At 66.9% G+C, this 12,572-nt stretch carries 13 protein-coding genes; 6 read left to right on the top strand and 7 right to left on the bottom strand.

Annotated elements, in window-relative coordinates; all coding sequences use genetic code 11:
- Nucleotides 1–17: 17 nt before the first annotated feature.
- Genes FHR72_RS16510 through FHR72_RS16500 form a run of 3 tightly spaced genes read right to left on the bottom strand, consistent with a single transcriptional unit; the run spans nucleotide 18 to nucleotide 2,685 of the window.
- Nucleotides 18–407 carry a Rieske (2Fe-2S) protein gene (locus FHR72_RS16510; RefSeq protein ID WP_183469919.1) on the bottom strand — a complete coding sequence of 130 codons (390 nt, stop codon included), beginning with the start codon at nucleotides 405–407 and terminating at the stop codon, nucleotides 18–20.
- Between the two features lie 3 nt (nucleotides 408–410).
- Entirely contained in the window at nucleotides 411–1,553 is a 1,143-nt protein-coding gene (locus FHR72_RS16505; protein ID WP_183469917.1) for an amidohydrolase family protein, read from the bottom strand.
- 19 nt (nucleotides 1,554–1,572) lie between these two features.
- Nucleotides 1,573–2,685, bottom strand: a complete 1,113-nt coding sequence (locus FHR72_RS16500; RefSeq protein WP_183469915.1) for an amidohydrolase family protein — start codon at nucleotides 2,683–2,685, stop codon at nucleotides 1,573–1,575.
- 259 nt (nucleotides 2,686–2,944) lie between these two features.
- Between FHR72_RS16500 and FHR72_RS16495 the strand changes: the two genes are divergently transcribed.
- From FHR72_RS16495 to FHR72_RS16470, 6 genes are read left to right on the top strand one after another with little or no spacing between them, the layout of a single operon-like run.
- Nucleotides 2,945–3,952: an acyl-CoA dehydrogenase family protein gene (locus tag FHR72_RS16495; protein WP_183469913.1), complete on the top strand. Its 1,008-nt coding sequence runs from the start codon at nucleotides 2,945–2,947 to the stop codon at nucleotides 3,950–3,952.
- On the top strand, nucleotides 3,953–5,140 hold the full coding sequence (locus FHR72_RS16490) for an acyl-CoA dehydrogenase family protein (RefSeq protein ID WP_183469911.1): 1,188 nt from the start codon (nucleotides 3,953–3,955) through the stop codon (nucleotides 5,138–5,140).
- 29 nt (nucleotides 5,141–5,169) lie between these two features.
- A complete protein-coding gene (locus tag FHR72_RS16485) occupies nucleotides 5,170–6,297 on the top strand; it encodes an LLM class flavin-dependent oxidoreductase (RefSeq protein WP_183469909.1) in 1,128 nt (375 codons plus the stop codon).
- A complete protein-coding gene (locus FHR72_RS16480; protein WP_183470243.1) occupies nucleotides 6,294–7,463 on the top strand; it encodes a sulfotransferase family protein in 1,170 nt (389 codons plus the stop codon). The genes FHR72_RS16485 and FHR72_RS16480 overlap by 4 nt, the downstream gene beginning before the upstream one ends.
- 1 nt (nucleotide 7,464) lies before the next feature.
- A complete protein-coding gene (locus tag FHR72_RS16475; protein ID WP_183469907.1) occupies nucleotides 7,465–8,244 on the top strand; it encodes a sugar phosphate isomerase/epimerase family protein in 780 nt (259 codons plus the stop codon).
- Nucleotides 8,245–8,246: 2 nt separating this feature from the next.
- Nucleotides 8,247–9,461 carry a DUF1214 domain-containing protein gene (locus FHR72_RS16470; protein WP_183469905.1) on the top strand — a complete coding sequence of 405 codons (1,215 nt, stop codon included), beginning with the start codon at nucleotides 8,247–8,249 and terminating at the stop codon, nucleotides 9,459–9,461.
- A gap of 96 nt (nucleotides 9,462–9,557) precedes the next feature.
- On the opposite strand, the gene FHR72_RS16465 is transcribed toward FHR72_RS16470, so the two are convergent.
- The 4 genes from FHR72_RS16465 to FHR72_RS16450 form a co-directional block, all read right to left on the bottom strand.
- Nucleotides 9,558–10,010, bottom strand: a complete 453-nt coding sequence (locus FHR72_RS16465; protein ID WP_183469903.1) for a hypothetical protein — start codon at nucleotides 10,008–10,010, stop codon at nucleotides 9,558–9,560.
- Between the two features lie 71 nt (nucleotides 10,011–10,081).
- Complete coding sequence (locus FHR72_RS16460) at nucleotides 10,082–11,452, bottom strand: cytochrome P450 (RefSeq protein ID WP_183469901.1); 1,371 nt, start codon at nucleotides 11,450–11,452, stop codon at nucleotides 10,082–10,084.
- Nucleotides 11,453–11,491: 39 nt separating this feature from the next.
- Nucleotides 11,492–11,686 carry a ferredoxin gene (locus tag FHR72_RS16455; protein WP_183469899.1) on the bottom strand — a complete coding sequence of 65 codons (195 nt, stop codon included), beginning with the start codon at nucleotides 11,684–11,686 and terminating at the stop codon, nucleotides 11,492–11,494.
- Between the two features lie 10 nt (nucleotides 11,687–11,696).
- Nucleotides 11,697–12,557, bottom strand: a complete 861-nt coding sequence (locus FHR72_RS16450; protein ID WP_183469898.1) for a mycofactocin-coupled SDR family oxidoreductase — start codon at nucleotides 12,555–12,557, stop codon at nucleotides 11,697–11,699.
- Between the last annotated feature and the right edge of the window lie 15 nt (nucleotides 12,558–12,572).

The raw sequence follows: 12,572 nt of genomic DNA, 5'->3' as shown, positions 1-12,572 counted from the left end.
CTTTCGGTGCCCGGGCGCTAGGCCTGTACCAGGACGTCGTTGCCGACGACCCGGACGGGATAGGTGCGGATACTCCACTCGGGCTTCACCGCTGTCGTGCCGGTGGCCAACTCGAAACCCCACTGATGCCACGGGCAGAAGATGTACTCCATGTCGCGGACCATCACGGCGTCCCCCGGAACCGTCTCGTCGACGATGTTGCGACCCCGGGCCCGGCCGGAGCACAGCGGACCGCCCTCGTGCGGGCAGTAATTGGCGATCGCATAGAACGTGCCGTTGACGTTGTACACCCCCACCCCGTGGCGGCCGATCGGCACGAGTTTGTGTGTCCCGGGCGGGATCTCGTCGACGGTGGCGACGATGTGTTCACGCCCCTGAGCGAGTCGGGGCGTCGTGTCCTTGTCCATGTGTCAGAAGACCCGTACCTGGCCCTCGAGCGCGGGAACGGTGTCCGGCAGCTTGTAGGTCTCGATGCCGTTCTTGAACATCACGGCTTCCCGCGCATGCTCGGGCAGGTGCTTGACCAGCCAGCGCGGATCGTCGAACGTCCAGTGCGGATAGTCGCTGGAGAACAGCAGGATCTTCTCGCACTCCATCCACTCGAACGCGCGGGTCAGCTCGGTCTTGTCCTCGGGGTAGTCGAGGGGCTGGGTGGTGAACTTGATGTGGTCCTTGACGTACTCGCTGGGCTTGCGCTTGATGTCGAGCCAGGACTTCCGGGCTTCGTAGAGCGCGTCCATACGCCACATGAGCGGCAGGATCCAGGTGAAAGCGTGCTCGACGAACACGATGCGCAGATTGGGATGGCGGTCGAACGTCCCGTCGAAGATCAGGCTCATCACCTGATTCGCCGCCAGCAGCGAGTACGTCACCATGAAATCGTGGTTGTAGCTGGGCAGCCCGACGGGCGGCATGGGCAGCTCGTCGTAATGGCTGCGCGACAGGTGGCAGCTCACGGTGATGTCGTGCTTGGTCGCCGCCGCCCAGATCGGGTCGTATTTCGGGTTGCCCCAGGAAGGGCGCGGTTCGGCCTTGATCAGGATCTGCGCCATGTAGGGGTGGCCGGCCCAGCGTTCGATCTCGGCGACGCTCGCCTCCGGCTCTTCGATGGCCAGGCAGATCGACCCACGCCAGCGCTCGTGCCAGTTGTTGTGGCTGTCGAGCCAGTGGTTGGCCTGCCAGTCGTTGAGGGCGCAGTTCATCGCATGGTTGGCCTCGGGGATCCGCGCCGGGTAGGCGGCGGGCTCCAGGATGGCGATGTCGGCGCCGGCCTCCATGATCAGCTGCTTGAACGCGAGATCCGGATCGCTGCAGGCGAACTCACCGTCGGACGGGAAGGCGTCGAGGCGCATCGCGTAGGAGTGCGCGTAGTCGGGCGCGTCGTAGTAGATCTGCTCACCGATCTTGCGGGTGAGGAAGTACTTGCTGCGCCACGGCTCCGGGATGTACTGCGTCAGGTCCCCGCGCCGCGGCGCCGGGTGTACGTCGGAGTCGACGCACCGGACGGCGATGCGTTCGGCGGCAGGTACACGTGGGTTGGTCGTCACAGTCATGGTGGCCTCCTCGCTCCCTCTACTGTGCCGCAGCCGCGGTCGGGAATACCGGGCTTTGGATGCCGTAAAGCTCGGCGGCATTGCGCCAGCACAGCTTGTCGCGCTGCTCGGCGGTGTAGGCCGCCGGCACCGACAGCTCGTTGAGCTGCCAGTGCGGATAGCTCGAGCCGTACATGACCATGTCGTCCTTGCCGGTGAAGCCGGCCCATTCGCCGGCGAAGTCGACGTCACCGGGCCCGTCGAGTGCGCCCTGCACGAAGTGCACGTGGCCGGGCAGATAGTCGCTGGGCATCTTCGGCGCCCACGGCGTCTGCTCGAGGTGCGGCCGCCCGAAGCAGTCCATCCGCCACATGAACGGGGTGAGTAGGTCGGCGGCGCCGTCGGCCCACACGAACTTCAACTCCGGGGAGCGTTCGAAAACGCCCTCGGCGATCATGTTCATCAGGTGGTAGAGGAAGTTCAGTGCCGTGAAGCCGACGTACTGCTCGTAGGTACGGGTCAGTCCGTTCGGGGTCGGCGGCAGGGCGATCCCCGACCCGACCTCGAAGTGCACCGCCACCGGCCAGCCGGCATCGACGGCGGCGTCCCACAGCGGCCAGTACTGCGGCTTTCCGTACAGTTCGCGGGACTGCAGCGGAATGCCCAGCTGCACGATCCGCGGGTGGTCCTTGTACTTGGCGATCTCGCGCAGGGCCCCTGCGATGTCGTCCGGGTCGACCCGAAGGGTGCCGCGGAACTTCTCGCCCAGGTCGGGATGGTCGAGCCAGCGCGTCACCATCATCTCGTTGTGCGCCGACGCGATCGCTGTTCCGAGGTGCCGGTCGGGCATGATGCCGCGCGTCATGGGATGCAGGATCGCGATGTCGACGCCGCGGTCGTCGAACAGGTGCTTGGCCACCACCTCGGGATCCGAACCGGGGTACTGGCCGTCGGGCCCCTCCGTCCGGTCGGCGTATTCGCCGCCCGGTGCGCCGTACCAGTCCATCTCGTAGTCCGGAAAACCACGGCTGCGGAAGGGTTCCCGCAGGAAGTTCTTGCGCAGATCCTTGTTCGACTGGCAGAAGATGTGCACGCTGGCGTCGATGACCGGGACGCGGGCCGCGGCGTCCGTCCCGTCACTGAAATCCTTCACAGCCTCTGTTCCTCATTCCGCAGACGTCCGTTGCGCGCCGGTCAAGGTTCGACCACCGTCGTCCCAGTGTAGATCCTTGTTCTTCATTAGCAAGAATTCTGTTCTCCAGCACAGTGCTTAACATCGGTGCAGGTAAGCGATGCTGCTGTACAGTCGCTCAGCGTTTTGTCGGCGAGAATGCGTGCGCATCTGGTGAGAACGGTGAGATCGCAGAAGAGAATGATATTCTCGCGGGAACCGACGAGCCCGGAGGCGCTGGATGCTACTTGAGTTCGATGCTGATCAGCGGCTGTGGCAGGAGACCGTTCGCGACGCGGTGTCCAAACAGTGCCCGCCGTCTCTGATCCGTGACATCGCCGAGAACGGGGTCGATCCGGCGCCGTTGTGGAACAGCTATCTCGACGCCGGGTGGACCGAGCTCACCGATCCCGAGAACGCCGTCGAACTCGCGATCGTGCTCGAAGAGCTGGGCCGGGCCACCGATCCCACACCCTTCCTGGCCACGCTGACGCAGTTCGCACCGCTCGTCGGTGACAGGTTCGACACCGCCGGCGCAGGGGCGGCCGTGTACTCGGGCGTGTCGGCGATCCGGGATGCCGACGGCTGGGTGCTGACCGGGACCGACCGGTTCGTGCTGGACGGCGACCGCGCCGACCGGCTCGCCGTGGTCACTCCGGCCGGGGTGTTCCTCGTCGATCCGAAAGCCGACACCGCTGCGGTGACGTCGCGGCGCGTCGAGGTGTTCGACCCGGTGATGCACGTGTCGGAGGTGTCATTCCTCGGCGCGCATGTCTCCGACGCCGAGCGGCTGCCGGCAGACACCGAGCGTGCCCACCACGTCGCACTCATGGGCATGGCCATCACGATGGTCGGTGCCTGCCAGCGCATCCTGGACCTCGTTCTCGAACACGCCAAGAGCCGCCAGCAGTTCGGTGTCGCCATCGGCACGTTCCAGGCCGTCCAGCACAAGGCCACCGACATGTATGTCGCGATCGAGCGTGCCCGCGCCCTGTCGTACTTCTCGGCGCTCACGATCGCCGCGGACGACCCGCGCAGGCGGCTGGCCGCGGCGATGGCGAAGGCCTCGGCGGGCGAGTGCCAGGCACTGGTGTTCAAGCACGGCATCCAACTCCACGGTGCGATGGGCTTCACCTGGGAGAACGATCTGCAGTTCGCGCTGAAACGGGCCAAGGCGGGCGAGTTGCTGCTCGGTGGCGCCGCCGAGCATCGGGCGATGATCGCGGCGGAATATGGGAAGGATCTGTAGATGCAGCTGGCATTCGACTCCGATGTCGAGGATTTCCGCGCCGAGTTCTCCGCGTTCCTCGACGAGCACACGCCGACCGCGGACCAGACCCTGGAACGTCCGCGGTCGGTGTCGCACATGCCCCAGTGGGCCCGCGAGTGGCAGCGGCTGCTGTTCGACAACGGGTGGCTTCTGCCGGCGCAGCCGCCGGAGTTCGGCGGGCGCAACGCGTCGGTACTGCAGACTTTCGTGCACGCCGAAGAGCTCTGCCGGCGCCGGATCTACCACAGCTTCAACCCGCAGGGCGTCAACATCATCGCGGCGTCGCTGCTGACGTTCGGCACCGACGAGCAGAAGCACCGGTGGGCCGTTCCCGTCCTGCGGGGCGAACGCACCGCGTCGCTGGGAATGAGTGAGCCGAGCGCCGGTTCGGACCTGGCCTCGTTGCGCACCAAGGCCGTGCTGGTTTCGGACGCGACGGAGCCCTACTTCGTCGTCAACGGGCAGAAGGTATGGACCTCCGGCGCGCACGACGCCGACTTCCTGCTGACGTTCGTCCGGACCGACCCGGAGGCGCCGAAGCACAAGGGAATCAGTGTGCTGCTGATCCCGACCGACCTCGAGGGCGTGGTATGCCGTCCCTTCGCCGACATGTGCGGGCTCGAGAACCTCGACTTCAACGAAGTGTTCTTCACCGACGTACGGGTGCCCGCGGAGAACCTCGTCGGACCCCTCAACGGCGGCTGGGGTGTGGCCAACGGTTCCCTGGGCCACGAGCGCACGATGATGTGGCTCGGTTTCGCCGACCGCATCGCCAACTGCATCGCGGACTTCGAGGCGAAGAACGCCCTGGAGCGCGACGCATTGGCCACCAGCATCATGGACTACGAGGCCCTGCGGTTGCTGGGCTCCGTCGGCATCGCTAAGGCGGCGCGTGGCGAGGTCGACGTGGCCTCGGTCTCGATCCCGAAACTGCTTGGGGCAGAGGCTGAACAGCGCGTCGAGAGCCTGGCGCTGGAGGCGGCCGGCCCCGACGGGCTCGTCCACCCCGCCACGTCCGGGCCGTACGCGCACATGAACCTCGACCATTACTTCGCCAGTTGGTTCGAGCGGTACTGCCGGAGTTTCGGTGGCACCATCGCCGGAGGCACCTCGGAGATCCAGCGCAACATCATCGCCCAGCAGGTCCTGGGTCTGCCGCGCCGATAGCCGCGACGCCGGGACCCGAGGAGCCATCAGTGAACGTTCAGCCCGCGGCGTTCCTGCGCACCACGCTGCCGCTCGACCTCGGGCACCTGGACGAGCTCGACAGCGGTCGGTACCACTCGATCTGGCTGCCGGACCACATGGTGAGCTTCTGGCCGGACTCGATCTGGACACCGGAGTTCACCGATCTCGCCGTCGCGTCCCCGTCGCCGCACCGGCACCTCGACGGCATGGCCGTCGCCGCGGCCGCCGCCGTTCTCACCGAGAACGTGCCGTTGGTGACCAGCGTGGTCGACACCGTCCGGCGTCACCCGGCCTCGCTGGCCCAGAGCGCACTGACCATCGACCATCTGTCCAAAGGCCGCTTCATCCTGGGGCTGGGCAGCGGCGAGAGCGAGAACATCGAGCCGTACGGCTTCGACTTCGACCGGCCGGTCAGCCGTTTCGAAGAGGCCCTGTCGGTCATCCGTCTGCTGTGGGAGGCAGAAGGCCCCGTGGATTTCGAGGGCCGGTTCTTCCGTCTGCAGCATGCCCGGCTCGACACCGAGCCGTACGACGGGCGTTTCCCGCCCATCTGGATCGGGGCCAGTGGGCCGCGCTCACTGGACATCGCGGGCCGGTACGCAGACGGGTGGTGGCCCGCCGGGGCGTGGACACCCGAGGACTACGCCGACAAACTCACGGCCGTACGGGCCTCGGCCGAACGTGCAGGCCGCGATCCGGCGCGGATCACACCGTGCTTCATCCAGATCTGCCTGATGGGGCGCGACGACGCCGCCCTCGCCGAGATCCTCGAAGCGCCCCTGGTGAAGTCGTTCCTCCTGCAGGTGCCCGCAGAGGTGTTGTCCACGTTCGGGTTCGACCATCCGATGGGGGACGGGTGGCGTGGGTTCCACGACATCGACCCCGCCGTGCTGACCCGCGAGCGGATCCTCGACTTCCTCGACCGTGTCGAGCCGGAAATGATCCTGGCGATGGTCCCGCACGGAACCCCGGGACGGGTCGCGCGCATCGTCAAGGACTATGTCGACGCCGGGCTGCGGGTGCCCAAGATCTTGGACTACGGCGCGATGGCCGGAGTCGACCACGCGGCCGAGTCAGCACGCAACGTGCGGGAGGCCGAGGACGAGCTCATGGCGCTGTGCCGGAGCGTCGACTGATGGTGGAACTCGATGCCGGCGCTCTCCTGGCCCGGGCGCAGGCCGAGACGGGACTGCGGGACTTCGGCGATCCCACCCTGGAGGACCGCTTCGCTGTGGCGGTAGCGCTTCTCAACGGGCTCGGCATGGACGCCGACGGATGCGGCCGCGCCGCCGAGGTCTGCCACTGGCTGTTGACCACCCGGCTCGAGTTCATCGCCGACCGCGAAAGGTTCCCGGTGGCCGAGGAAGTCATCGACAGACCGATGTTCGTCACCGGGGAGCCGCGGTCGGGGACGACGCTGATGCACGCGCTGATGTCCGTCGACCCGGCCGCGCGTGCGCTGCGGTTCTGGGAGGTCATGTATCCGTCCCCGCCCCCGGGTACCACGGGACCGGACGACCCCCGCCGGGCGCGCGCCGACGCCGACTGGCGGGAGATCAACGCCACGTTGCCGAAATGGCTGCACAGTCACCCCTACAACGACATGCTCGGGGACGGATTGCCCGAGGACGAGCGCACGTGGGCGTTCGACTTCCGGGTCATGACACCGACGGCGTGGTGGCGGGTGCCGATGCAGACCGTGGTCGGCGGCCTGCCGACCGATCCGGCCGCCCAGTACCGCCTCCACAAGGCGATGCTGCAGCAGTTCCAGTTCCAGCGGCCGCGGAAACACTGGGTGCTGAAGGGGTTTCACGGTTTCCGGCTCGCCGAGTTCTTCGAGGCGTACCCCGACGCCACCCTGCTGTGGCTGCACCGCGATCCGGTTCAGGTCGCGGCGTCGCGCACGATGATGATGGCCGACATCCTCGAAGGGATCGTGGGCCCCGTGGATCTGCATGCCGCGGCCCGGATGCATCTGGATCTCACCCGGGCCAGCATTGCCAACACCATGACGAACCCGCTGGTGGACGACCCGCGGATCCTGCATGTGCGATACACGGACTTCCTCGCCGACCCGGTGGGGACGGTGCGGCGATACCACGCCTTCGCCGGGCGGACGCTCACCGAGGACGCCGAAGCGCGCATGAGGCACTACCTGGTCCACAACAAGGGCGACCGCCACGGCAAGTTCCGCTACTCGACGGCCATCCTGACCGACATCGGCGAGGACCTCGAGGCGCTGCACAGCGAGTTCCAACCGTTCCGGGAACGTTTCGGCGTCGCGATCGAGAACCGGGGCTGAGGTGGCCGGCCCCGACGAACGCGTCTCTGTCCACGCCGTCACGTTCTACGGTGCGACCGCGCAGGAACTCCGTGCCCACACCGAAGCGCTGGGGACCCGTCGCCTCAGTCTGCTCGACACCCAGCTGACCGAGCCGGCCATCGCGGACATGGTTCGCGCGCAGGGGTATTCGGTGGAGTCCGTCTACCACCTGTTCCGCTCGGCCGACGAGCTGCGCGCAGTGATCGACGACGCGGCAGGTCTGGGTGCCCGCGTCGTGTACATGCTGACCGGGGGCCGGGGTGAGCGGACGTGGGAGCAGGCTGCCGAAGACTTCTGCGCCGCCGTGCAGCCGTGCCTCGAGGATGCCCGGCAGGCCGGGGTGGCACTGGCAATCGAGAATGCCTCAGGCCTCTACGCCGACCTGCACATCGCCCACACGCTGCGCGACACGATCGAGCTCGCCGAAACGGCGGGGCTGGGCGTCTGCGTGGATCTGTTCCACTGCTGGACCGAGGCGCACCTGGAAAGCCTGCTGGACCGGGCGCTGCCGCGCATGGAGTTGATCCAGCTCAGCGATCACGTGCTGGGAGACCGCGCACTGCCGGCCCGCGCAGTCCCCGGCGACGGGGCGATACCGCTGGAAAGCGTTGTCGAGCAGGCCCTTCTGGGTGGTTACCGGTACGGCTTCGACCTGGAGCTGATCGGTCCGCGGATCACGGCGGAGGGGCCGCGGCAGGCGGCCGAGCGCAGCTGTGCGGCCGTGACCGCGATGCTGTCCCGGATCGCGGGGGAGGGATAGTCATGGCGTACGGAGACGGCGAGGCCGACGCCGCGCTGCGCCGGGCGTGGGAGACGTTCTGCTACCGGCTCAAGACCGCAGGCGAACAAGCTTTCAAAGACCTCAACGCCACCTCCGATGCTCACCGCGTCGACGCGCTGAGATTCCTCACCCAGAACCTGGGGCAGGCCTTCGATCTGGCACTGGAGACCCGGGACACCCGGTATCCGAGCCTGCACGCATTCTGCGGCCCACACCGCAAACTGGGCGGCGACTGCGCGGATTTCACCTACCAGCAGGCATGGATCGACGGCGAGTCGACATACCGCATCGTCGGGGACAGAGGGACGGCACGCTTCTTCAACCTCACCGTGCAGGGTCCGCGACCCGACGGGCCGGGAGTCCTGCACGAGCCGTTCGGCGACGTGCCCGAGGCGAACCTGACCGGCGCCGAGCTCGACATCTCCGCCGACGGCATGCTGGAAATCCATGTCGGTGGCCCCCGGCGCCGGGGCAATTGGTTGCCGACGACGGCAGGATCGCGAAAGCTGTTCCTGCGTCAGGGTTTCGACTCCTGGGACGAACGGCCCGCGTCGCTTCGGATCGAGCGGGTGGACATGGCCGAACCCAGGCCGGTGCCGGCGCCCGACGAGATGGTCGCTGCGATCGACTGGGCGGGGGATTTCCTGACCGGTGTGATGAGCGACTGGCCCGAGTACCCGTTCACCTACGGGGGAGTGGATGGCGAGCGGCTCAACAGCTTCCCGGCCCCGAGCGCTGCCGATGCCGGTGACACCCGCCGCGGGCGTGCCGCGGTGAACATGCACTGGGCGCTGGCTGCCGACGAGGCGCTCGTCATCGAATTCGACGACCACCCGGGGTTCTGGAGCCTGACCAACATGGGGGTCTTCTTCAACAGCATGGACTTCCTGTACCGGCCGGTCAGCTACACACCCAGTCGGACCAGTGTCGACGGCGACGGCAGGGTGCGCATCGTGGTCGCGCACACCGACCCGGGTGTCCACAACTGGCTCGACACCCAGGGTTTCGAGCGCGGCAACGTCACCTACCGGCACATGCTGGAGGGCGAGCCCGCGGTCCTGCAGACGCGGCTGGTGAAGCACTGCGACCTGGGGGACGTGCTGCCGCCCGACAGTCGGACCGTCACCGCCGAGGACCGCCGCCGGCAGTTGTGGGAACGGTTCACGGCGATCCGGGACCGCTATTCGGCGCTCTGAGACGCGACGAGCGTGCGCGTTGTGCCGTTTTTAGGCGGCGTGTCGCGTGCAGACACGCACGCTCGCGGTGCAGGGGGTGGGGGCCGGGGGGCCGGGTCAGAGGCGCTGGAGCTTGAAGGTCCAGAACTGGGTGCCGGGTGGGCCGTTGAAACAGCCCACGTTGTACTTCGAGTCGATGGTGCCGACGAGCGTGACCGCATCCCACGAGTAGGTCTCGCGGGTCGGCAGGTTGTAGCCGAAGCACCGTAACCCGTCGGGAACGTCGACGGTGAACGTGTAGCGGCCGTCGACCAGATACGCCTTGCTCTCGTAGTAGGCGTAGAACTTCAGCCGCGGACGGGCTCCGACGTTGATGCAGTCCGGGCTCTTCTCGGGGATGCACGCCGAGATGTACCAGAACCAGGACGCCCGGTCGTACCGGTTGGTCCACAGGTCGTAGTTGCCGAGCTGCATCCGGGCGTTCGACGGGGGCGCGAGCAGCGTCGCCAGGGACATCAGGGCGGCCAGCAGCGTGGTGGCCACTGCTCCGGTCCTGCCTGTAAGTTTCATGCCGGCCTCCCTGTCTGCACGCCGCTACTCATGGAACCATCTCGCCGCGAAAAGTGGGCGGGATCAGCGCACTAATCGATGACGGCCGCTTCCTTGCGTTCGGTGATGGGCCGGGCGAGTTCCTGTTCGTTGCAGATGCGCTGCAGCTTCTCGATGGTCTCGTCGAGACCGGGGCCCAGCGGTGCGCTCGGGGTGAAGGTGGCGGGCAGATTGCGCATCCCCTGGATCACGCCGATGGAGTCGTAGTGGACGGTGCCCTCGGGGTCGCACACGTAATCCGGCATCCGGTCGAGCACGGCGGTCAGCATCGACTTGAACACCGTGCGCGCGACGTTGGATCCGACGCACCGATGCACGCCGATGCCGAAACTGAAGTGCCGGTTGCCCTTCCGGTCCAGGACGACCTCGTTCGGACGGTCGAACACCGCCGGGTCGCGGTTGGCCATCGCCCAGGACAGCCAGAGCCGCTCGAACTGCTTGAACTGGTGGCCCTCGACCTCGACGTCCTCGGCGAACGTCCTGCCGTCGCCGGGCGCGGGGGTGAAGAAGCGGAGGAACTCCTCGGTCGCCGGGTGGAGCAGCGTGGCGCGGTCCCGGCTGAGCCGTTCGCGTTCGTCGGGGTGTTCGCCCAGCCATTCCAGCGCATGGGCGGTCAGCGCGGTCGTGGTGTCGAAGCCACCACCGATGATGAGGCCCAGGTTGCCCAGGATCTCCATGTCCGGGGCGGGCTCACCGTCGATGCGCAACTGCAGCAACGCATTCACCAGCCCGGGGCGCGGCTTCTCGCGGATCTCCATCATGTTGTTGATGAGATCGATGCCCATCTCGCGATGCTGCTCGTTGATCTTCTCGCGCTCAGGGGCATGCTCGGGGGTGTACACCGACGCGTGCGTGGGTTCGCTGTAGACGTTCCACTTCTTGAGCTCGATGCCCATCATCGCGAGCGTGAACACCGCCGGCACCACGTTGGCGAGGTGCTCGACGAAGTCGATGCGGCCCGATTCGATGTGTTCGTCGAGCGCTGCACGGGTGATCTCGTCGACGAACGGCTCCCACCGCTTGATCGCGGCGGGGGACAGATACGGATTCAGCGCGCCGCGATACTGGCTGTGTTCAGGCTCGTCCATCTCCAGGATGCCGCCGCGAACCACGGTGGCGCGACTGGCTTTCGGGATGGTGATGCCCTGGAAGGGCGTCTCGCCCGAGATGTCGTGGTGGTTGGACACCACGGGGCACCGGGCCAGCTCGAACACGTGCTTGCTGTCCGCGGCGACCCAGTGCCCGTTATAGGCGTCCGTCCACGCCATCGGGCACTTGGACTGCATCTCTTCGGTGATCTTCTCGAACTGCAGCCGGTACTCCGGGGTGTGCCGGTCGAAGTGGTATGTGTTCTTCTTGCGGATGTCGTCGGCGGTGCCGTTCACGACGTCGTCGACACTCAAGGTTCTACTCTTCCTGTACTTTCCGGCTACGGACTGTGGTCATTCGTCGATCGAGATGGCCTGCTCCGGGCATGACTGCACCGCTTCGCGGACCGCGGCCTCCTGGTCTGCCGGAACGATCTCGTTGACCGGGGAGGCCGTGCCGTCGATGTCGCTGAGCTCGAAGGAATCCGGCGCGATCATGGCGCACAGCGTGTGCCCCTGGCACCGTCCTGAATCAACCCAAACCTTCACAGGGATCCTCCTAGATGTGGTAGTCGTACCACTTGAGGTAGCCGCCGGCGTCGACGCGCAGCTGCATGCCGGTGACGTACCTGGCCTCGTCGGAGACCAGCCACAGGATGGCGTTGCTGATGTCCTCGGGTTCGATGAAGTTGACCTTCATCGCCTGCTGCACGCCGAACACCGGTTCGGCGTCTGCGCGCGTGGGGTTTTCGAGATCCGGCCGGAAGGACTTGTACATCGGCGGGCTCTGCAGCATGTCGGTGTTGCAGTTCGTCGGATGCACCACGTTGGCACGGATGCCGCGCACGGCCAGTTCGGTCGCCAGGTCGTGGACGTACTGGGAGAGCAGGCGTTTGGAGGTCATGTACGCCATGCCGCCGGGATCGCCACCCGGGTTCGGCTTGTTGTGGGCGTCCATCAGTGCCGCGGTCGAGCCGGTCGCGACGATCGACGCGCCCTCCTTCAGATGCGGCAGCGCCACCTGGATGGCGTTGATGGTGCCGATGAGATTGGTGTTGACCACGTCGATCCACGCCTGCAGCGGCGGATTGCCCTTCATGCCGGCGATTCCGGCCTGGGCGACGACGATGTCCACGCCGCCGAGGGCCGCGATGCCGTCTTCGAGGGCCTTCTTCAGCTGCGCGGCGTCCCGCACGTCGGCCTTGGCCGTGACGATGCGCTGTCCGGTCTTCTCGACGAAGGCCGCCGTCTCTTCGAGGTCCTCGGGAGTCGCCATCGGATAGCCGATGGTGTCGACGTCCTCGCACAGGTCCACGGCGATGATGTCGGCGCCCTCTTCGGCCAGCCGCACCGCGTGGCTGCGGCCCTGCCCGCGCGCCGCCCCCGTGATGAAGGCGACCTTGCCTTGAACACGTCCCATGAGCTTTGGTCCTTT

The organism is Mycolicibacterium iranicum (assembly GCF_014190915.1).
In the GTDB taxonomy this organism is placed as follows: domain Bacteria; phylum Actinomycetota; class Actinomycetes; order Mycobacteriales; family Mycobacteriaceae; genus Mycobacterium; species Mycobacterium iranicum_B.
The sequence above is the reverse complement of the archived record's forward strand: the minus strand, read 5'-3'. Positions and strand labels throughout refer to the sequence as shown.